This is a genomic window from Caulobacter mirabilis (genome assembly GCF_002749615.1).
Taxonomy (GTDB): Bacteria; Pseudomonadota; Alphaproteobacteria; order Caulobacterales; family Caulobacteraceae; genus Caulobacter; species Caulobacter mirabilis.
This window is the reverse complement of record NZ_CP024201.1, coordinates 1,322,537-1,342,475: the sequence shown is the minus strand read 5'-3', so window position 1 is coordinate 1,342,475 and position 19,939 is coordinate 1,322,537. Positions and strand designations below refer to the sequence as shown.

Annotated in this window: 23 protein-coding genes; 13 read left to right on the top strand and 10 right to left on the bottom strand. The window is 70.5% G+C overall.

The features are described from left to right. Positions 1–10: 10 nt before the first annotated feature. Positions 11–895: an AraC family transcriptional regulator gene (locus CSW64_RS06545; RefSeq protein WP_099621354.1), complete on the top strand. Its 885-nt coding sequence runs from the start codon at positions 11–13 to the stop codon at positions 893–895. Positions 896–998: 103 nt separating this feature from the next. Next, positions 999–3,158, top strand: coding sequence for a TonB-dependent receptor (locus CSW64_RS06540; RefSeq protein ID WP_150131351.1), 2,160 nt, complete (start codon positions 999–1,001; stop codon positions 3,156–3,158). A 4-nt stretch (positions 3,159–3,162) separates the two neighbouring features. Here CSW64_RS06540 and CSW64_RS06535 read toward each other — a convergent pair whose 3' ends face one another. The 3 genes from CSW64_RS06535 to CSW64_RS06525 are packed head-to-tail and all read right to left on the bottom strand — an operon-like array spanning position 3,163 to position 5,584. Next, positions 3,163–4,830, bottom strand: coding sequence for a saccharopine dehydrogenase family protein (locus tag CSW64_RS06535; protein WP_216361243.1), 1,668 nt, complete (start codon positions 4,828–4,830; stop codon positions 3,163–3,165). Beyond that, positions 4,827–5,285: a thiol-disulfide oxidoreductase DCC family protein gene (locus CSW64_RS06530; RefSeq protein WP_099621351.1), complete on the bottom strand. Its 459-nt coding sequence runs from the start codon at positions 5,283–5,285 to the stop codon at positions 4,827–4,829. The genes CSW64_RS06535 and CSW64_RS06530 overlap by 4 nt, the downstream gene beginning before the upstream one ends. Then, complete coding sequence (locus tag CSW64_RS06525) at positions 5,282–5,584, bottom strand: ArsR/SmtB family transcription factor (protein ID WP_099621350.1); 303 nt, start codon at positions 5,582–5,584, stop codon at positions 5,282–5,284. The genes CSW64_RS06530 and CSW64_RS06525 overlap by 4 nt, the downstream gene beginning before the upstream one ends. Before the next feature lie 101 nt (positions 5,585–5,685). Here CSW64_RS06525 and CSW64_RS06520 point away from each other — a divergent pair, with 101 nt between their 5' ends. Beyond that, positions 5,686–6,960, top strand: coding sequence for an MFS transporter (locus CSW64_RS06520; RefSeq protein WP_099621349.1), 1,275 nt, complete (start codon positions 5,686–5,688; stop codon positions 6,958–6,960). Between the two features lie 85 nt (positions 6,961–7,045). On the opposite strand, the gene CSW64_RS06515 is transcribed toward CSW64_RS06520, so the two are convergent. From CSW64_RS06515 to cysE, 3 genes are all read right to left on the bottom strand, one after another. After that, positions 7,046–7,249: a DUF3126 family protein gene (locus tag CSW64_RS06515; protein WP_099621348.1), complete on the bottom strand. Its 204-nt coding sequence runs from the start codon at positions 7,247–7,249 to the stop codon at positions 7,046–7,048. Between the two features lie 77 nt (positions 7,250–7,326). Then, the gene (locus CSW64_RS06510; RefSeq protein WP_099621347.1) at positions 7,327–8,235 is read right to left on the bottom strand and encodes a LysR substrate-binding domain-containing protein; all 909 of its coding nucleotides are present in this window, start codon (positions 8,233–8,235) and stop codon (positions 7,327–7,329) included. Positions 8,236–8,737: 502 nt separating this feature from the next. After that, on the bottom strand, positions 8,738–9,568 hold the full coding sequence (gene cysE, locus CSW64_RS06505; RefSeq protein ID WP_099621346.1) for a serine O-acetyltransferase: 831 nt from the start codon (positions 9,566–9,568) through the stop codon (positions 8,738–8,740). 229 nt (positions 9,569–9,797) lie between these two features. Here cysE and CSW64_RS21950 point away from each other — a divergent pair, with 229 nt between their 5' ends. The 3 genes from CSW64_RS21950 (at position 9,798) to CSW64_RS06490 (ending at position 11,729) form a co-directional block, all read left to right on the top strand. After that, positions 9,798–10,304: a hypothetical protein gene (locus tag CSW64_RS21950; protein ID WP_172448483.1), complete on the top strand. Its 507-nt coding sequence runs from the start codon at positions 9,798–9,800 to the stop codon at positions 10,302–10,304. Further along, a complete protein-coding gene (locus tag CSW64_RS22470) occupies positions 10,214–10,921 on the top strand; it encodes a nitroreductase family protein (protein ID WP_425430374.1) in 708 nt (235 codons plus the stop codon). The genes CSW64_RS21950 and CSW64_RS22470 overlap by 91 nt, the downstream gene beginning before the upstream one ends. 103 nt (positions 10,922–11,024) lie before the next feature. Further along, positions 11,025–11,729 carry a hypothetical protein gene (locus tag CSW64_RS06490; protein ID WP_150131350.1) on the top strand — a complete coding sequence of 235 codons (705 nt, stop codon included), beginning with the start codon at positions 11,025–11,027 and terminating at the stop codon, positions 11,727–11,729. 5 nt (positions 11,730–11,734) lie between these two features. On the opposite strand, the gene queF is transcribed toward CSW64_RS06490, so the two are convergent. Further along, on the bottom strand, positions 11,735–12,190 hold the full coding sequence (gene queF, locus CSW64_RS06485) for a preQ(1) synthase (RefSeq protein ID WP_099624138.1): 456 nt from the start codon (positions 12,188–12,190) through the stop codon (positions 11,735–11,737). Positions 12,191–12,282: 92 nt separating this feature from the next. Between queF and CSW64_RS06480 the strand changes: the two genes are divergently transcribed. Together CSW64_RS06480 and CSW64_RS06475 are read left to right on the top strand one after the other, a co-directional pair. Then, a complete protein-coding gene (locus CSW64_RS06480) occupies positions 12,283–13,086 on the top strand; it encodes an SDR family NAD(P)-dependent oxidoreductase (protein WP_099621343.1) in 804 nt (267 codons plus the stop codon). Positions 13,087–13,532: 446 nt separating this feature from the next. Beyond that, the gene (locus CSW64_RS06475; RefSeq protein ID WP_099621342.1) at positions 13,533–14,231 is read left to right on the top strand and encodes a TorF family putative porin; all 699 of its coding nucleotides are present in this window, start codon (positions 13,533–13,535) and stop codon (positions 14,229–14,231) included. A gap of 453 nt (positions 14,232–14,684) precedes the next feature. On the opposite strand, the gene CSW64_RS06465 is transcribed toward CSW64_RS06475, so the two are convergent. Both CSW64_RS06465 and CSW64_RS06460 read right to left on the bottom strand, forming a co-directional pair. After that, positions 14,685–14,978 carry a hypothetical protein gene (locus tag CSW64_RS06465; protein WP_099621341.1) on the bottom strand — a complete coding sequence of 98 codons (294 nt, stop codon included), beginning with the start codon at positions 14,976–14,978 and terminating at the stop codon, positions 14,685–14,687. A gap of 52 nt (positions 14,979–15,030) precedes the next feature. Then, positions 15,031–15,792 (bottom strand): competence/damage-inducible protein A, encoded by a 762-nt coding sequence (locus CSW64_RS06460; protein ID WP_099621340.1) that lies wholly within the window; start codon positions 15,790–15,792, stop codon positions 15,031–15,033. Here CSW64_RS06460 and CSW64_RS21765 point away from each other — a divergent pair. The 3 genes from CSW64_RS21765 to CSW64_RS06445 are packed head-to-tail and all read left to right on the top strand — an operon-like array spanning position 15,752 to position 17,688. Continuing rightward, a complete protein-coding gene (locus CSW64_RS21765) occupies positions 15,752–16,090 on the top strand; it encodes a hypothetical protein (RefSeq protein ID WP_150131349.1) in 339 nt (112 codons plus the stop codon). The genes CSW64_RS06460 and CSW64_RS21765 overlap by 41 nt on opposite strands. 10 nt (positions 16,091–16,100) lie before the next feature. Beyond that, on the top strand, positions 16,101–16,835 hold the full coding sequence (gene sfsA / locus CSW64_RS06450; RefSeq protein WP_099621338.1) for a DNA/RNA nuclease SfsA: 735 nt from the start codon (positions 16,101–16,103) through the stop codon (positions 16,833–16,835). A 28-nt stretch (positions 16,836–16,863) separates the two neighbouring features. Then, a complete protein-coding gene (locus CSW64_RS06445; protein ID WP_099621337.1) occupies positions 16,864–17,688 on the top strand; it encodes a PP2C family serine/threonine-protein phosphatase in 825 nt (274 codons plus the stop codon). Between the two features lie 12 nt (positions 17,689–17,700). On the opposite strand, the gene CSW64_RS06440 is transcribed toward CSW64_RS06445, so the two are convergent. Beyond that, complete coding sequence (locus CSW64_RS06440; protein WP_099621336.1) at positions 17,701–18,123, bottom strand: MerR family transcriptional regulator; 423 nt, start codon at positions 18,121–18,123, stop codon at positions 17,701–17,703. A 70-nt stretch (positions 18,124–18,193) separates the two neighbouring features. On the opposite strand from CSW64_RS06440, the gene CSW64_RS06435 reads away from it, so the two are divergent. Next, positions 18,194–18,901 carry a cation efflux transmembrane domain-containing protein gene (locus CSW64_RS06435; RefSeq protein WP_099624137.1) on the top strand — a complete coding sequence of 236 codons (708 nt, stop codon included), beginning with the start codon at positions 18,194–18,196 and terminating at the stop codon, positions 18,899–18,901. 295 nt (positions 18,902–19,196) lie between these two features. Continuing rightward, positions 19,197–19,919, top strand: coding sequence for a septum site-determining protein MinC (gene minC, locus CSW64_RS06430; protein WP_245863846.1), 723 nt, complete (start codon positions 19,197–19,199; stop codon positions 19,917–19,919). Positions 19,920–19,939: the final 20 nt, after the last annotated feature.

Sequence of the window (19,939 nt, the reverse complement as noted above, 5' to 3'; positions counted from 1 at the left end):
GGAGACTCCCATGCCGGCCGACACCGCCGACGCCGCCATCCGCGCGGTGGTCGAGAAGGCGGGGCTTGTCGAGACGCTCGAAACTGTCCCGCTGCGCCACGGCCTGCTGCATCAGTCCGCGCAGGTGCTCGACGCCCCCCAGCAGTACAGCGCCCCGCTGCCGCCGGGTCTCCACCTCAGCTGCGGCATCGCGCGGCTGAGAAGCGCCCACCCCCGCCTGGGCGACTTCCGTTTCGACGGCCTGGGGCTGACGGCGATCCTCTACGAGGACGAGCCCGAACCCTTCGAGACGAGGATCGACAAGGGGCCCGCCCTGTCCTGCGGCCTCTATCTGACCCGGGCCCAGCTCGACGATGCTGCGCCGGAGGGCCTGGGCGACATCGCGGTCCGGCTGGCCGCCGGGAGCCGGCTTCGCGCCACCGACCGCCCTCCGGCGACGGTGGTGGCGAGCCTCTGCCGGCCCGTCGACCCCTGGTTCCAGGGCGCCGCGCGCCGCCTGGCGATGGAGGCGCGGGCGCTGGAACTGGCGGCCATGACCCTGAACTGGCTTTCGCTGTCGGCCCAGCCGGACAGCCGGCCGGCGCTGCAGACGCGACGGGCGGAGCGGGCGCGGGAGATCCTCGAGGCCAACCTCGCCGATCCGCCCGACCTGACGCGGCTGGCGCGGGAGGTGGGCGTCAACGTGCGCAGCCTGACCCAGGCCTTCCGGCTGACCTTCGACGCCTCGATCGCCGCCTACGTCACCCGTCGCCGGCTGGAGACGGCCCACGGCCTGTTGGTCGAGGGCATGGGCGTGGCCGCCGCCGCGGGCCGGGTCGGATACTCGCCGGCGCACTTCTCGACCGCCTTCCTGCGCCACTACGGCTACCGCCCCACCGACCTGCGCCCACACTGAACGCCGGACGCCGAAAGCCAAACGCCGGGCGCCGAAGGCCGGCCCGATTGTCCCGCCTCGGAGACCGCCATTATGAGAACCGCTCTCAACAAGGGGCGTGATCATGAACAGGGCGGCTTGGATCGGAATGGCGGCGATGAGCGTCGGGGGGCTGGCCACGCCCGCCCTCGCCGAGGAGCCGACGGACATCGACGCCCTCGTGGTCACCGCCGCCCGGCGTGACCAGGCGCTGATCGACGCCCCCGTGGCGGCGACGGTCCTGGGCGCCCAGTTCGCCGAGGACGCCCGTATCCAGTCCCTGCGGCGGATCGACGACTATGCGCCGAACGTCCAGTTCAACCAGATCGGCCAGGTCGGCGGGACCTACATCTCGATCCGCGGCATCGAGTCCAACCCGTTCGTGGTCAACCGCGCGGCCGTCTACATCGACGGCGTGCCCTTCCGGCAGCCGTCCGACCAGGCCCTGGGCGACGTCCGCCAGATCGAAGTGCTGCGCGGGCCGCAGGGCACGCTCTACGGCGCCAACAGCGAGTCCGGCCTGATCCTGGTGCAGACCCGGGCGCCGTCCGACGCCTTCGAGGCCCAGGCTTCGGCCGGCGCCTACGGCTTCGGCGAGGGCCAGGGCTACGATCTCCGCGCCCGGGTCGCCGGTCCGCTGGCCGGCGCGACCCTGACCGGCGCCCTGACCCTGGACTACGAGAAGGCCGACAGCTTCGTGCGCAACCTGGCCTCCTCGATCGGCGAGCCCGGCGAGATCGAGACCGCCTTCGCCCACGGCCGGCTGCGCTGGATCGCCGGCGACCGCACCGAGCTCGATGCGATGGGCTATGTCGCCCTGCAGCGCGCGCCCGGCCTCTACGAGCAGGAATTCCTGCCGATGGACCGCGCCCGGTACGACCAGCTCTACGGCGGCTTCAACGGCGGCCGGAAGGCCGGCGACCACACCCTGATCCATGACGCGCCCAAGCGCAGCGACAAGGACGAGCATGTGCTCGGCGTCGGCCTGACCCATCGGTTCGACGGCGCGACGCTGAGCCTCGCCGGCTCCTGGCGCGACGTCGACGACCGTTCCTTCGGCACCGACCTGGACCTGACCGCCATGCCCGGCGCGGCCGGCGGACACGACGTCGAGGAGACCCATTGGAACTGGGAGGTCCGCCTCGTCGCCCCCTCCGACGCTCGGGTGCAATGGGTCGTCGGGCTGAACCACTACCGCGGGGAGCAGTCCAAGGCGCTGTCATCCCTGATCGGGCCCGGCAAGCTGAGCGACTACGCCTGGGCGCCGAAGCAGGAAGCCGGCTCGCGGGACTATGCGCTGTTCGGTCAGGCTGTCCTGCCGTTGTCGCCGACGATCAACCTGACGGCGGGCGTGCGCTACGAGCGCGCCGAGCGCGACAAGGTCCAGCAGGCCGGCGTTCTCGACCTGGGCCCGCTCGGCCGGTTCGTCTTCCAGGCCGAGGCCCTGGACGAGGTGTTCGCCGAGGTGCTGCCCCGCGTTTCGCTGGACTGGGCGCTGAGCGGCGACCTGCGCCTCTACGCTTCGGTCGCCAAAGGCTGGGTCCCGGGCGGCTTCAACCTGGCGGCCAGCGCAACCTCGGTCGTGGGCGACTATTCGCGCTACGACGCCGAGACGCTTTGGACCTACGAGATCGGCGCCAAGCACCGGCTGCTCGGCGGCCGGGCGCTGGTTTCGGCGGCGCTGTTCTACACCACGGTCGACAACTGGCAGGAGATCAACGTGATCTACGGCCCCAATGGCCAGCCGCTCTCGACGACCCTGGTCACATCCAGCGCCGCCATCACCAGCCGGGGCTTCGAGATCGAGTTCGCCGGCAAGCCGCGCGACGACCTCGACCTGACCGCCTCGCTGGGCTGGGTCGAGGCCGAGTACGACCGCTACGTCTTCGGTCTGGAAGACCTGTCGGGCCGGCGGGTGAAGCTGACGCCGGAATGGGACGCCTCGGCGACCGCCAGCTGGCGGCCGTGGCGCGGCCTGTTCCTGCGCGGCGAGATCAACGGCGCCGGCGAGACGATGCTGAACGCCCAGAACACCGCGCGGCAGGAGGCCGTCTGGCGGCTGAACGCCCAGATCGGCTGGGAGACCGAGGCCTGGACCGCGCGGCTGTACGTCGACAACCTGACCGACGAGACGGTGTTCGTGACCTCGGCCTACGCCAACTCGCTCTTCGGCTACGACGGGCTCTGGTACGCTGGCGTCGACGCGCCGCGCGTGGTCGGGGTGGAGCTGACCCGGCGCTGGTGAACCGTCAGGCCAACCAGCCCCGATAGAGGACGATCCGGCCGGTCAGCGGATGGCCGATCTCGACGTCGAAGCGGAAGCGGCCGTCCTCGACGCGCTCGCTCGCCGTCGTGGTCGGGCCCAGCCACAGCGGCAGCGGGACGCCGAGGACCGAAAAGCGGCGGATGACCAGCCGCATGGTCTCGCCGTCGGTCGCCGCGGCCATATGCACGGCGACCGGGCCGAAGCGCTCGACGACCAGATGCTCCGACCGACCGCGGCCGGCCTCCTGGCGGCTGGCGAACGACCGGCCCGCGAACGTGCGCCGCCACAGCTCCACGCCGTTCCGGCGGCTGAAGGCGACGGAGACCGGAACGTCGTCGCCGGCCCCGGGAAAGCCCATCAGCGTCCCGGCCAGGCGGGCGAGCAGGCTCCGCCCCCGCTCGACCGAGGCGCGGCCGGAAACGGTCTTCGTCTCCCCTTCCGGCAGCTGGTGCATCGCGCGCCAGGCGGGGGGCATGCCGTCCCAGGCCGGCCCCAGGACCTGGTGGTAGACCGGCTCGGCCTCGGCGACCGGCTCGCGGACGCCGGCGGCGATGGCCTTCCGGGCGAAAGCCGGTTCGAAGTCGGCCAGTTCCAGGTCCGAGGTCGCGGGTCGCGCGCCGGCGGCGGGGCGGCGGCCGTCCAGCAAGCCGCGGATCGTCGCCTCGGCCGCCATCGAGGGGATGAAGGGACCGTCCGCCCCCTCGGCGACCAGGTGCCAGCTCCGGGCGACGGGGCGGCCGTCGGCGTCCTCGCCGGCGACGGCCACGAACATGCCGCCGCGATGCTCGCCCCAGCGCAGCCGGTTGATCGCCCAGTGGAACAGCGGGGCCAGAGGCTCCAGCGTCGGCAGCAGCCGCCAGCGGACCAGCCAGGCCATGCCGTTCAGCATCCGGTGCAGGCTCTCCGGCGTCGGTCCGGCGCCGAACCAGATATCGCGCAGGCCGGGATGCAGCGGCGGCAGAACCTGCAGGTCCGGGGTGTCGACCAGCGAGAAATGCAGGCTGCGCAGCGGAACCTGGCCCGGCGGCGCGATCGTCACCCGGCGGGACTCGATCAGGGCGCCGCCCTCCGCCGGCCGGCCGTCGCGGACCAGCTTCACCGGCCGGCCCGCATAGCCGGCGATGCCCTTCACAACGCTCAGCCCCAGGCCGGCCCAGGGCGTCGGCGCGATCCCGGCCGTCACCGACCGCACGCTCCGCCAGCCTTCCGAAAGCCGCCGCACCACCGCCGCCGTCAGGGCCGGACAGGTGCTGACGCCCGACAGCGCGAAGACCCCCCTCGCCCGCGCCGCGTCATCCAGAGTCGCGATCCCGGCGACGAAATCGGCGCCGTCGGCCAGGTCCAGATAGTCGATCCCGCGCGCGATACAGGCCTGGGCCAGCCGATAGGGCCGCTCGCCGTAGGCCTGGAACGGACCGCTGGCGTCGACGACCAGGTCGGGCGCGGCCTCGCCCAGCTGAGCGTCCAGGTCGCCATCGCGGTCGAAACGCCAGGGAACCAGGGTCGAACGGCTGTCCAGTTCGGCGCACAGCGCCCGCGCCTTGGCCAACGACCGCCCGGCCATCAGCAGCGTCACGCGCGGCTCGTCGGCCAGCAGCCGCGCCAGCCGCCCGCCGAACGTGCCGTATCCCCCGACGACGAGAACCTTCACCCGCCCAGCACCCTCTCCGCATAGCGCGCGTCGGGGATGTAGCAGACGTCGCTGCGGCCGAAGAGGCGGAAGCGGTTCTTCGCCACGACGTCATAGAGCGCGTCGGCGACCGGTATGGGCAGCAGCCGGAACACGCCGGCCAGCGAGAACGGGAAGCCCAGCAGCGCCGCCATCCGCATCGAGCCGTCGGCCTTGAACCGGGCCTCGCCGCGCTCGATCAGGATGTTGGTCTGATAATCCTCCGGATCGAGGCCGTAGTGGCGGTACAGCGCCGCGCCCAGCGGCGTCTGGGCCGGCAGCAGGCGGAACACGCCCTTGCGGTCGAAGCGCAGCACCACCCGCGCCCAGCCCGAACAGAACACGCAATGACCGTCGAAGATGATGATCGGGCGGTCGTCCGGAAAGGCCGGGACGGCGGGGTCGTCGCGATAGCTGTACGACCCCCGGTCGCTCATATGGTGGACGCCAGCTCGGCTTTCAGGGCCGCGATGGCTTCCTCCTCGCGCCGGTAGAAGGTCCACTGCCGGATGCGCCGGGGCCGCACCAGGCCGGCGTCGGCCAGGATCTGCAGATGGCTGGTGGCGGTCGGCTGGGCCACGCCCAGCTTGTCGGCGATCTCCAGCACGCAGACGCCGTCCTCCTCCAGGTCGCCGTAGATCTGGGGCGGGAAATGCGTGACCGGATCCTTCAGCCATTCGAGGATCTGAAGCCGGCGTTCGTTGGCCAGCGCGCGCAGGGCCTTGGCGGTCGACATGGCCGGAACCTCCGTCGCGGGGCGGGATGGGTCAAGCTATGAATTGACATATAGGAATGTGCCTATATTTGCTTTTGACTATCCCATCCCGGAGAGTCGCCATGACCATGGCCGTCCGTCGTCCCCTCGGCCCGAACTACGCTTTCGTGGCGGTGGGGATCGCCTTCCTGGCGCTGCTGGCGGCGGCCGGGCTGCGGGCGGCGCCGGGCGTGTTGATCCTGCCGTTGGAAAAGGCCTTCGGCTGGGACCGCGGGACGATCTCGCTGGCGGCGGCGATCGGCATCTTTCTTTACGGCCTGACCGGCCCTTTCGCGGCGGCGCTGATGCAGTCGTTCGGCGTCCGGCGGACGGTGACGCTGGCGCTGATCCTGATGGCCGCCTCGACCGGCCTCTCCACCCTGATGACCGCGTCCTGGCAGTTCGTGGCCACCTGGGGCGTGCTGGCGGGCCTGGGCAGCGGGGCGGTGGCCATGGTCATGGGCGCGACGGTGGTCAATCGCTGGTTCGTCGCCCGGCGCGGCCTGATGATGGGCCTGCTCAGCGCGGCGACGGCGACCGGGACGCTGATCTTCCTGCCGGGCTTCGCCTGGCTGGCCGAGACCTTCGGCTGGGCGACGGTGGCGGCGACGGTGGCGGTCGTCACCGGTCTGCTGGCGCCGATCGTCTGGCTAATGCTGCCCGACCGGCCCGCCGACATCGGCCAGAAGCCGTACGGCGCGGGCGAGGACTATGTTCCGCCGGCCGGCGTCTCCGGCGCCAACGCCCTGGCCGGCGCCTTCGGGGCCCTGGGCCGGGCGGCGAGGACGCGGACCTTCTGGCTGCTGTTCCTGGGCTTCTTCATCTGCGGCCTGACCACCAACGGCCTGGTCGGGACCCACCTGATCGCCTTCTGCGGCGACATGGGCCTGCCCGCCGTGCGCGCCGCCGGCCTGCTGGCGCTGATGGGCGTCTTCGACCTGATCGGGACCACCGCCTCGGGCTGGCTGACCGACCGCTACGACCCGCGCAAGCTGCTGTTCGTCTACTACGGCCTGCGGGGGATCTCGCTGATGATCCTGCCCTGGACCCAGTTCGACATCCTCAGCCTGACCGTCTTCGCGGTGTTCTACGGCCTGGACTGGATCGCCACCGTGCCCCCGACCGTGCGCCTGGCCACCGAGGCCTTCGGCGAGGCGGACGGCCCGATCGTGTTCGGCTGGATCGCGGCCGGCCATCAGCTGGGCGCCGCCAGCGCGGCCCTCGGCGCCGGCGTCTGGCGGGCTAGCCAGGGCCAGTACCTGGAGGCCTTCGTGCTGGCGGGCGTCACCGCCCTGGCGGCGGCCGTGGCCTCGCTGGCGATCCGGCGGGAAACGAAAAAGGCGGCCGTAGCCGCCTAGTCGGGGACAGGCTCCGCGAAGCGGTGCGTGTCCCCTGGATACAGATACGGAGACACGCACCCTGCGGGAGCATGTCCCCAGGGACCTACTCCAGGTCTTCGTTCAGGATGGCCATCTCGAACAGGAACGAGCCCGGCTCGTCCTCGTCCTCGTAGATCACGCCGATGAACTCGCCCTTCAGCTCGACCTCGGCCGAATCCTTCTGCTTGCGGGCCTTCACCGCGAAGTGCGGGTTGCCGAAGGTGCGCTTCAGGTGGGCTTCGATCTGTTTGATGTGATTGTCGTCCACGGCGTGGCTCCTGGTCGTTGGGGGGCGCCGCGGCGCATTCGCCGGGAACCTACCGCCGTCGCCCGCCGAGGCAAGCCCTAAGGTAGGCCATAAGGTTCCGGAGGCGGCGGGGTCGCCGCCCCTTCCGCGACCAGCCAGTCCCGGAACAGCCGCCCCTCCGGCCGCGCGCCCGTCCGAGGCAGCAGCGCCACGAAGCCGACCCCGCTGCGCACGAAGCCCATGGGCGCCTTCAGCCGTCCGCTGGCCAGGTCCGTCTGGACGAAGGCCCAGGGACCGATGGCCACGCCCAGCCCGGCGGCGGCGGCCTCCACCATGTAGAAGTTGTGGTCGAAGTCGCGCCGCACGCCGCTGTCGGCCACGGCCACGCCCGAAGTCGCCAGCCAATCGCTCCAGCCGGCGAGATGGGTCACCGTATGCAGCCGCGGCAGCCGGCCCAGCGTCCGCGCCGATCCGTCCCCGACCAGGTCGGGCGACACCACAGGGCCGTGGTAGTTGTCCATGAAGAACGTGACTTCCGCATCGGGGGACCGATGATCGTTCAGGTTCCGCATGCGGACGGCCAGATCGACCCCATCCTGGCGGAAGTCGAACGCCCCGTTGGACTCCTCGATCCGGACGGGAATGTCGGGATGAGCGCCGAGAAAGGCCGGCAGGCGCGGGATCAGCCATTTCATCGCCAGGGTGCCCAAACAGGCCACGACCAGCGGACGCTCCGCCTCGGCCGGGCGCGGCAGGGCGTCGTCGATGGAATCCAGCGCCCGGGTCAGGGCCTGGGCCAGCTTCAGACCGGCCTCTGTCAGGCGCAGCCGGTTGCGCGGCCCTTCGGTCAGGGGCTGGCCGAGGTCTTCTTCCAGTTGACGGATCTGGCGGCTGACCGCGCCGTGCGTGACGAACAGCTCGTCGGCGGCCAGGGTCATGCGGCCGTGCCGACCGAACGCCTCGAAGGCGCGCAGGGCGTTCAGCGACGGCAGATTGCGGCGAGCCATTGTGACGAAACCTCACAGACAGCCGGCCGATAAGTCGTTTTTCAGCGCCGCGCAATCGGCCGATAAGCTCGCCGATGGAAAAGCAAAGAGAACGGGATGGCGGACTGACCGCCGCGAAATGGGCCGCCGCGGCCGCGTTGTGGGCCCTGGCGACGTACGGGCTGCTGCACGCGCAGCCGGCCGGTAATGTGAGATTTGCGCAGGCGGAGCTGGCCTGTCGGTGAACTAAGGTCCTCCCCTCTGGGGGAGGTGGCTCGCCGAAGGCGAGACGGAGGGGGTCAACCAACTCCGCAGGACCCCCTCAGTCGGTCCTTCGGACCGACAGCTCCCCCATGGGGGAGCATCTGATCGGGCAGGCCCCCTCCTCCGTCATGGCCGGACTTGTTCCACCCCCATGAACACGACCCGCAGCAAGAAAGGAGCGCGGATCGATCCGCGCCCCTGCTGTTCGCTCACCACGCATGGGTCCTCGCGACGAGCGCGAGGATGACGGCGTGAAAGGTCAGATCACGTAGTCGTAGACCACGTCGGCCAGCGTATGATCCATGGTCTTGGCCGGCTCTTCGCAGGTCGGGCAGTTGACCAGGCGCGCGGGTACGCCGGCGGCGGTGCAGCCCTTGGGCACGGCCTTCAGCACCACCGAACCGGAGGCCACCTTGGCGTAGTCGCCGATCAGGATATTGCCCAGCACCTTGGCGCCGGCGCCCAGCAGCACGCCCTTGCCGATCTTCGGGTGGCGGTCGCCGCGCTCGGCGCCGGTGCCGCCCAGCGTCACCCCGTGAAGCATCGAGACGTCGTCGCCGACCACCGCCGTCTCGCCGATGACGATGCCGGTGCCGTGGTCGAGGAACACGCCCGAGCCCATCTTCGCGGCCGGATGGATGTCGACGGCGTAGATCTCGCTGCCGCGGCTCTGGAGGTAGAGGGCCAGGGTCTCGCGGCTATGGGTCCACAGCCAGTGGGCGACGCGGTGGTTCTGTAGGGCCAGGAAGCCCTTGAAGAACAGGAACGGCTGGACATAGCCCTTGCAGGCGGGATCGCGCTCGAACACCGCCTTGAGGTCGGCCTCGGCCGCGGCGATCAGCGACGGGTCGGCCTCGTAGGCCTCCTGGGCGATCTCGCGGGCGCTCATCGCGCGCAGCTCCTGGTCGCCGATCTTGCGCGCGAACTGGTAGGACAGCGCCTCCGCCATCGTGCTGTGCGACAGGATCACGGCGTTGAGCAGGCTGCCGAGGGTCGGCTCTTCGCGGGCGCCCCGCTCGGCCTCCATGCGCAGCGCGGCCCAGACGGGCGGCGCGGCGTCGGACGCGACGATCTCGAACTGTCTGGGCATCAAGGCCCTCCCGTTATTCCCCGCCGGTCTCCGCCTATAGCACGAAGAACGTCCGACGGCCCCGTTTCGCCCTTTGAACTCATATGGGGGCGATCGACGAACGCGCCAAGGCGGCGGTTGCCGTAAGCCCTGTAGCCGCCTAGGTGTTGCATATGCGTGCACTCCAGGTCCTGGCGCTCGGCGCCCTCATCGCCCTGCCCGCCGCCGCCGCGGCGCGGCGGACGCGCCGTTGTCCGGCAAGAGCCTGCTGACGCTGATGGCCGAAGACCGGGTCTGGTGCTCCGGCTGGCGCGACAAGGACCAGAGCTGCGAGGACGTCGCCTTCCTGGAGGTGAAGGGCAAGGAGGTCAGCCAGACCAGCCGCTTCCGCATGCTGTCCGATCCCGACGTGCAGTTGGTCGTGCGCGAGACCTTGAAGCTCGAGGGCGGGTCCCTGTGCTCGACCTTCCGGTTCAGCGCCCTGGAAGCGATCGTCCTGCGCGACGGCGAGCCGGCCCAGCCGGCCGAGGCCCTGCCCCTGCTGGCGGCGATGGCCGAGGCCATGGCCGACTTCGAGGGCAAGAAGGCGTGCGAGGCCTATACCCGCAACAACGAGACCGGCGAGGTCCATGGCCGCGTCACGCTCGACGGCGAGCATGCGCCTGAATTCGACTCCATCTACCGGCTCATCGCCCCGGACACGCGGATCAAGCTGCGGCCGATGATCGACGAGCCGGAATCCACCACCATCACCTAGGACGCGTTCTTGACCCACGGCATCCCCGAGCGCCCGCCTTCGGCGACGCGCTGCCGCTCGATCCCTCGCCGGAGACCCTGGCCTTCCTGGCCCGCCGGCGCTCGGCGCCCGCCCTGACCCTGGCCGCCCCGGCGCCCTCGCCGGAGGAGCTGGAGGACCTGCTGACCCTGGCCGCGCGGGTGCCGGACCACGGCAAGCTGGCGCCCTGGCGCTTCATCATCCTGGAGGGCGCGGGTAAGGCCCGCTTCGTCCAGCAGCTGGAGGCCCTGGCCGCCGGCCGCGCCGACGCCGCCAAGCTGACCGCCAAGCTCGGCAAGCTGAAGGCGCCGCCGCTGGCGGTGGCGGTGGTGTCGCGGACGGTGACCGGCGAGATTCCCGCCTGGGAGCAGCTGATGTCGGCCGGAGCGGTCTGCACCACCCTGACCTACGCCGCCCTGGCCATGGGCTACGGCGCCAACTGGATCACCGACTGGTACGCCTACGACGAGGAGGCCAAGACCGTCCTCGGTCTGGGCGACTACGAGCAGGTGGCGGGCTACGTCTTCCTGGGGACGGCGACCGAAGCGCCGCAGGAACGCCAACGCCCCGACGTGAAGGCCCTGACGACGCGGTTCTGAGATATCCGAGGGACACGCGCCCGCTGGATGCAAGTTTCTTGATCACTCGGCGATTCCCCGCCTCGACCAGCCCTGCTAAACGCCCGGGCGGGGGATAATGGTCATGCGCATCTTTGTATCGGTCGTCTTGGCGGCGACCCTGGCCGGGACGGGGGCTTCGGCCGCCGCAGCCCAAGCGGACGAGGCCGAAGCGACCAGCGCCGCGCCGACCATCGACGAGGCGGGTCTGGCCTGGAAGAGGTTGCCCAAGCTCTACGACATGGCGCGCCACTATCCGACCCGCGCCCGGGTCCTGGGCATCCGTCGGGGCCTGGCCGCCGTCGAATGCGTCGCCCAGGCCGACGGAGATCTGGACTGCGCCGTCGTCCGCGAGGAGCCGGCGGACGTCTTCTTCGGCAAGGCTGCGCTGCTGGTCATGGACAAGGCCACGGTGCAGAGCGTGGACGGCGGCTCTCCCGAGGGGCGGCGCTTCCGGATGACGCTGAGGTTCGGCTACTGGCCGCCGTCGGCCCGCGGGGACGACGCGATCATCGCCGGCAGCGACCTGAAATGGCGGCTGATGCCGCCGATCATGAAGTACTGGAACGGCTCCGGCCTTCCCAAGGGCGAGAGCTTCTGGGTCGAGGTGTCCTGCGTCGCCGACGAGGCCGGGCGCCCCGCCTGCGAGCTCCGCGATCCCGGAAACGGCTCGAAGGGCTATGCAGCGGCGGTGCTGAAGGCCATGGACGACGCGCGGGTCACCGCCATCGACGGCGGCTCGCCCGCCGGCAAGACCTTCACCTACCGGCCGAGACTGTCGATCGAGTAGCGGCCTCAGCCGCGGCCGCGGTAGGGCGGGACGCCCTGGTCGGGCAGCCAGAGGCCTTCCGGAGCCGGGCCGCTCTGCCAGAAGACGTCGATCGGAATGCCGCCGCGCGGATACCAGTAGCCGCCGATGCGCAGCCACTTGGGCTGGGCGGTGTCGAAGATCTTGCGGCCGATGGCGACGGTGCAGTCCTCGTGGAAGGCTCCGTGGTTGCGGAACGAGGTCAGGTACAGCTTCAGCGACTTGGACTCGATCAGCCAGTCGCCCGGCGCATAGTCGATCACCAGATGGGCGAAGTCCGGCTGGCCCGTCACCGGACAGACCGAGGTGAACTCCGGCGCCACGAAGCGGGCCAGATAGAGGGTGTCGTTCTGGGGGTTCGGCACGCGCTCGAGGACGGCGTCCTCGGGACGGTCGGGCGCCTCGACGGCGCGGCCCAGCTGGGTCAGGTGCTCGGTGGTCATGGCGGCCATGTAGTCCCCCGCCCTCCCCGCGACAAGCGCGCCCCCGCCGGTGTAGGGAGGATGCAAAGACAGATCACAGGAAGGAACGACCCATGGCGGGCAAGGATTTCGATGGCTTCGTGGTGCTGGTGACCGGCGGCTCGACGGGCCTGGGCCGGGCGATCGCCGTGGAGACCGCCGCGCGCGGGGCCGAGGCGGTGATCATCAACTACGCCTCCAGCCAGGCCGAGGCGGAGGAGACCGCCCGCCAGGTCGAGTCCCATGGCGCCCAGGCGGTGCTCGTCCAGGGCGACGTCGGCGAGGACGCCGACTGCCGCCGGATCGCCGCGGCGGCCGAGCCGTTCGGCCGCATCGACGCCCTGTTCAACAACGCCGGGGTCACCAAGTTCGCGCCGAACCACGCCGACCTCGACGCGGTGAACGCCGACGACTTCCTGCGCCTGTATCAGGTCAACGTCGTGGGCGCGTTCCAGATGGTTCGCGCCGCCCGCGCGCTGCTCGAGGCCGGCGATCGGGCCGGCGCGGTGGTCAACACCGCCTCGATCGCCGGCGTGACCGGCATCGGTTCGTCGGTGCCCTACGCCGCCTCCAAGGGGGCGATGAACACCATGACCCTGTCGCTGGCCCGCGCCCTGGCCCCGAAGATCCGCGTCAACGCCATCTGCCCGGGCTTCATCGACACGCCCTGGTTCGGCAAGGCCATGCCCGACGACACCGTCGCCCGCATGCGCGAGGGGGTGATCCGCTCGACCCCGCTGCAGGCCGCCTCGACCGCCGAGGACATCGCCGGCGCGGCGGTTTTCCTGGCCTCCCCCGCCTCGCGCCACGTCACCGGCGAAACCCTGCTGGTCGACGCCGGCACGCACCTGGGCTTCGCCTCGCTGTCGATGCGATAGGGGGCGCCCGATACCGATTGTCCCGGCGAAGGCCGGGATTCAGCTCCAGGCGCGGCGATGCGTGATTTCGCACCGCCACACAGCCCTTCGACCTGGGTCCCGGCCTTCGCCGGGATGACCGGGTGATGGGGCCGGCCTCGGCGCCCGATTTCCACGGAAGCCGTCCGAGTCCGCCTCCGCCCGCATCCTTACGATCCCCTTACGCGGCGGCAGCCGGTTCCGTATCGAACCCTGTCGCCCCCTGCTTCAGGTTCGCGGCGCCCACAAAACGGGCGACTCGGGGCTTTCGCGCACAAATTGCGGCCAGCCACGAGGGTCGGCGTGCGCGCGCCGCCCCATCCGATAGGGCGTGCGCGAACCTTCGACCCATCATGACGTCGCCCCGGTCGCCAGACGGGGGCGCCCGCGCGACGCAGGCCGCGCGGGAGAACAACAAGGGGATAGCGATGAACACTCTCAAACTTGCCCTGTGCGCCGCCACGGCGTCGCTGGCCATGGTCGGAACGGCCGCCCTGGCCGAGGACAGCTTCAGCTTCAACGTCGGCGTTGCGTCCGACTACGTCTTCCGGGGCGTCAGCCAGACGGACGAAGGCCCGCAGCTGTTCGCCGGCTGGGACTACGGCAAAGGCATCTTCTACGCCGGCGGCTGGGCCTCGAACGTCGACTTCGGCGACGGCACCGACATCGAGGTCGATCTGTACGCCGGCGTGAAACCGACCGTCGGTCCGGTGACGCTCGACTTCGGCGCCATCTACTACGGCTACGTCAACGCCCCCGGCGGGGCGGACTGGAATCAATGGGAGTTCAAGGCGGCGGCCTCTGTTCCGGCCGGACCGGTCACCCTGGGCGCGGCGGCCTACTATTCGCCGGACTACACGGGCGTCGGCACCGACAACAGCCTGTACATCGAGGCCAACGCCTCGTTCTCGCCGGCCGAGAAGTGGACGGTCAGCGGCGCCGTGGGCAACCAGTCGGTCGACCTCGCCGGCGGCGGTTCCAGCGACTACACGACCTGGAATGTCGGCGTCGGCTACGCCTTCACCGACAAGCTGTCGGCGGATCTGCGCTGGCATGACAACGACACCGACCTGGGCGGCATCAACGACGGCCGCGTGGCGCTGAGCCTCAAGGCCGTCCTTCCCTAGGGCGCGGCCGAGACGAGAGGAGCCGCCGCGATCGCTCGCGGCGGCTCCTTTCCTGGATATTCGATAGATGGTGCGGGCGGTCGGAATCGAACCGACACGAGCCTCACGGCCCTACGGATTTTCGTACCACTTCGACTTTCGCCGCCCTCGACGCGGCGCATCGAGGTTCGTGGTCTGGACTATCCCTTCGCCCTAGCCCATCGGCCTTAGGCGCCGCCCGTCTAGTCTCTACACCTTCCCCGATGGCCTCTTGGGCCACGGAGCTTGGCTCGGGATCGCCATTCGACAGGGTTCCCCGACTTTGAGCGGTTCTACGTCCGGGGTTTCCCCTGGCGCACTCAAGCTTCAGTTCAAGTCCGTTGCGTCTACCAGTTTCGCCACGCCCGCGCGGCCGACTCCGAACTTAGCGAAGTCGGCGCCAGGCCGCCATGGTCCGTTCGCGAGAGCGAGGCCTCAGCGCCCGCCGGCTTCTATCGGCGCGGGACGCTGGTTCACGGCGTTCAGCGCCCGATCTGCCGAGTCCTTCAGACGCTGCCGATCCGCCACGGTCATGCAGACCTTCTGCGGACGGTTGGTGCCGACGACATGTTCGCGCGTGCACACGACCCGATTGGGATCGTCTTCCTTGGTCGGCTTGCCCGCCTTGGCGGGTTTCACGTCCGACGACGCCGTCGGTTCATTGGAAAAGGCCGGCCCCGCCCCGACCAGCATGAGCGCGGCGACCGCCGCGACAGACATGATGCGCATGACACCCTATGAATTCTAAACAACCCCACCTTGCGTGAGGTGATCCGTTCGATCAGCTGATGTCAAGCCGCTCCATACGGGCCACCCCGGCGCCGGCGAGCGCGGTTTCCAGCTCGTCCAGGGCGCGGGCCACCTCGTCGGCGTCGCGACCGCGAACCACCAGGTTGGAGCCGTAGCCCTCGTTCGAGAAGAAGGGATAGCTGCCCAGCGACAGGTCCGGATGAGCCTTGGCCACGCCCTCCAGCGGGGCGGCGATCACGCCCTCCCCCGAGCCGTCGACCCGCAGGGTGCGCGAGATCACCACGGCCCCGCCCTTCAGCCGGTGGCCGACGTCCTCCAGCATGCCGCGCATGATCGAGGGCACGCCGGCCAGTACGAAGACGTTGCCGATCTGAAAGCCGGGCGGCCCCTGCACCGGGTTCTTCACCAGGGTCCCGCCCTCCGGCACCCGCGCCATGCGGCGGCGGGCGGCGTTGAGCTCATAGCCCCAGCGCGCCTCCATCATGGCGATGATCTCGGGATGTTCGTGCAGCGCCACGCCGAAGGCCTTGGCCACGCAGTCGGCGGTGATGTCGTCGTGGGTCGGACCGATGCCGCCGGTGGTGACCAGATAGTCGTAGCGGTCGCGCAGATGGTTCACAGCGGCGACGATCTCGTCCTCGTCGTCGCCGACCACCCGCGCCTCGGCCACCTCGACCCCGTGGGTCCCCAGATAGCGGGCGATGGCGTTGAGATTGGTGTCCTGGGTGCGGCCGGAGAGGATCTCGTCCCCGATGATCAGGACCGCCGCCGTCACGCGCTGCTGGCTCGCCATCGGTCCTGTCCTTCCCTGTATCTGCCTGTCCCTTTCCGGATTAGAGGCCGCGCCGACTTCTCGCAACTGGCAGGCGGCGCGGCGTGCTATGCAGGCGGCGATGCCGAGAAAGCCCAGCAGCGAAGAAAGACGAAGCCGCGCCGTCGCGCAGGTCGCGGACTTCATCAGGAAGTATGGCCGCCGCAAACAGAAGCGAGGCGAGCCGAACGACCGCGTCTACGATCGCGATATGGAAGCCTCCCTGAAACGCCTTTCTCCCCAGGATCTCGACGCCCTGATGCATGACGACGAAGCCTGAGCCCGACCGCATGCTGTTCCCTTCCTCGCTCGTTCATGGCCGACTGGTCAGCCGCTACAAACGCTTCTTCGCCGACGTGGTCCTGGACGATGGCGCGGCGATCACCGCCCACTGCCCCAACCCCGGCGCCATGCTGGGGGTCAACATGCCCGGCCTGGGCGTCTGGCTGTCGAAGTCGGACGATCCCAAGCGCAAGCTGGCCCATACGCTGGAGATGGTGGAGACGCCGCCGGACGCCGCCGGGACGGTCGGCCTTGTCGGGATCAACACCATGCTGCCGAACAAGCTGGTCGCCGAGGCGCTGGCCGCCGACGCCATCCCCGAGCTGACCGGCTACGACGTGCATCGGCGCGAGGTGAAGTACGGCGAGGCCAGCCGCGTCGACTTCCTGCTGGAGAAGGGGACCGGCGAGCGCTGCTGGCTGGAGATCAAGAACTGCCACCTGTCGCGCACCCCGCCGCTGGCGGAGTTCCCCGACTGCGTGGCGGCGAGGTCGACGAAACACCTGCGCGAGCTGGAGGCCATGGTCGCGGCCGGCGACCGGGCGGTGGCGCTGTTCGTGGTCCAGCGGACCGACTGCGACCGTTTCAGCGCCTGCGCCGACCTGGACCCGGCCTTCGCCGCCGGGCTGGAACGGGCGGCCGACGCCGGGGTCGAGGTCCTGGTCTATGGTTGTGAGATGTCGACGTCCGACATCGTCATCGGCCGTCGGATTCGCTTCCTCAGGGCTTCGGAAGCCCGCTGAGCCCGCAACACGGTACGACGGAGTCGGCATGCGCCTGGACCTGATGCAGTCGGTCAGCCTGAACGGCGACCTGAAGCGGCCCAACGACGACCGCGCCGGAACCAACGGCAGGAGCGCCTGGGTGATCGACGGGGCGACCGACCTGGGCGCGCCCGGACTGCTGGGTCGGCAGGGCGGCGCGGCCTGGATCGCCTCGGCCGCCGACGCCGGGTTCGCGGCCGCCGAGGCGGGAGATCTGCGGGAAACCTGCGGACAGATGTTCGAGGCGGTGGCGCAGAGGTTCCGCGCGGCGCGGCGGCGAGAGATCACCGGCCGGTGGGAGCTGCCGACGGCCGCCTTCGCCGCCGTCCAGCCCGTCGATGGCCAGGTGGAGATCGCCTGGGCGGCCGATTGCGCGGTCCTGCACCGGTCCGGAGACGGCGTACGGTGGCTGAGCCCGACGCCTGACCGCGCGTCCGAAAGCTCGGCCGCCGCATCGTTCGGCCCGCTTCCGGACTCCGGCGCCCTCAGCAGCCAGGCCATCCTCGAAGATCGGCGCGCCCACCGGTCCAGGGCGCTTCGTTCCGTGCTCAGCCCCGACCCGGAGACCTCGGCGATCGCAACCGCCTACGCCCGGACGCCGGTCCGAGCCGGCGACATGCTGCTGCTGATGACCGACGGTTTCACGGCGCTGGCCGACGCCTACGCGGCCTACGACGCCGCGGGGCTGTTCGAGGCCGTCGTGACCAAGGGGCTGCCCGTGCTGGGCGAGGAGCTGCGGGCGATCGAGCAGGCGGACTCGACCTGCGCCCGTTATCCACGCTTCAAGATAAGCGACGACGCCACCGCCCTCTGGGTGCGCATCGCCGACTGAATCGTTCCCGCCTCAGCCGTGCGTCGGGCAGCAGGCGCGGTCGGCCAGCGCCTCGATGACCCGGCACTCGCCCGCCGTGCCGCCGCTGCAGCCGGCGTCGACCATCCGCTTCAGCTCCGTGCGCAGCGCTTCGAGCTGGCCGATCTTCTCCTCGACGGCGGCGAGCTGCTCCTGGGCCAGGGCGTTGGCGTCCTTGCAGGGCTCCTCGGGATGGTCGGCCAGGTCCAGCAGGGTGCGGATGGCGTCGATCGGAAAGCCCAGCTCGCGGGCGTGCTTGATGAAGGACAGCCGCCCCACCGTCGCCTGGCCGTAGATGCGGCGGTCGCTGTCGGTGCGGTCCGGCTCGGGCAGCAGGCCGATCTGCTCATAGAAGCGGATCGTGGGGACCTTCACATCGGCCGCCTGGGCCAGTTTTCCGATGCTGATCGCGCGCATGCCGTTTCTCCTCGTCGTCGATCAGATAGGGGCTTGATCCTCTAGCGACTAGAGGATGCACAACGGCGTCATGTCCAGCTCCTGCTCCACCGACAAATCCTCCGCCTCAGCCGGCGGCTGCTGCGGCCACGACGTCGTCTTCGACGGCGCCTCGCCAACCTATCGCCGGATCCTGACGGCGGTGATCGCCATCAACCTGGTCGGCTTCGTCGTGGTGGCGGTCGGAGCGTGGATGGCCAACTCCGCCTCGCTGGCGGCCAACACTCTGGACTTCCTCGCCGACGCGGCGACCTACGCCCTCAGCCTCTGGGCCATCGGCAAGAGCGTGCAGGTGCGGTCGGGCGCGGCGATGATCAAGAGCGCCAGCCTGGCGGTGATGGCCGCCGGCATCCTCGGCTTCGCGATCTGGCGAGCGCTCAGCGGCGCTCAGCCGGAAGGCTTCGCCATCTCGGGCCTGGGCCTGTTCGGCGCGGCGGCCAATCTGCTCGCGGCCCTGCTGCTGATCCGCTACCGCGAGGGCGACGCCAACGTGCGGTCGGTCTGGCTCTGCACCCGCAACGACCTGATCCAGTGTCTGGCCGTGGCCGGCGTGGGCGTGGCGGTGACGGTGACGGGCTCGCGCTGGCCCGACCTGATCGCCGGCTTCCTGCTGGCCGGCGTGTTCCTGCGTTCGGCCTGGCTGATCATGATCCAGGCCCGCCGCGAGCTGCGCGCCGCCCAGGCCGAGCCGGCGCCGACCCTGGCGTTCGCAGTGGCGCCGAGGCCGCACGAGCACTGACGCCTTGGGGACATGCTCGGCGTAGCCGTGCGTGTCCCCTGATGAGCGGAGTACGGGGACACGCACCCTGCGGGAGCATGTCCCCCATTCCTCTGTCATGCCCTCGCCCCTCCTCCACCTCCGCGATCCTCACGGCGCCGGAAATGCGGCGAAGATCGTCCGGGTCGCCGCAAGATTGCCGCACGAATCTCGGACCAGGGCGCGGGGGCGGCTTCTGGAGGGAAGACGTCATGGCCGGTTCAGCCACATCATCATCCATGCCTGTCGTCCGACGCGCCTGCGCCGGACCCGCGACGTGAGTCCCGAGGCCGCCGCCCTCCAGACCCTTCGCATCCGCGGCCGCAGCCTGATGGCGTTGATCCTGACGCCGGAGGCGCCGTTCGACGCGTGGTTCGCCGTGCTCGACCAGCACCGCCGCGCCTCGCCGCTGTTCTTCGCCGACCGGCCGATCGTCGTCGACCTGTCGCTGGTGCTGACCGTCCTGGGCCAGGACGCCATCCCGGTCGTGCTCGAAGGTCTGGCCGCACGCGGGCTGAAGCTGATCGGCGTCGACGGCGTGCGCCCCTCGCATCTGGCCGGCGCCCGCTGGGAGGAGCTGCCGACCAACCTGACCGGCCGGCATGTCGCCCGCGAACTCGACCTGACTCCGTCGGCCGCCGCCGAGCCCGCGCCGCCGGAGACGCCGCCGCCGCCCTCGTCGCTGCTGATCGACCGGCCGGTCCGCTCCGGCCAGGCCATCGTCCACGAGGAAGGCGACGTCATCGTCATCGGCGCCGTCGCCTCGGGGGCCGAGGTCATCGCCGGCGGCTCGATCCACGTCTACGGCCCGCTGCGCGGCCGGGCCATCGCCGGCCTGCGCCACAAGGGCTCGCGGATCTTCTGCCGCAAGCTGGAAGCCGAGCTGCTCGGCGTCGACCAGCTGTTCCGCACCGCCGAGCACTGGGGGCCGGGCCTGCAGGGCCAGGCCGTCGAGGTGCGTTGCGACCGCGGGGCCCTGCGCCTGACCGCGCTCGCCTGATTTTCAGTTTCGCCCGCTTA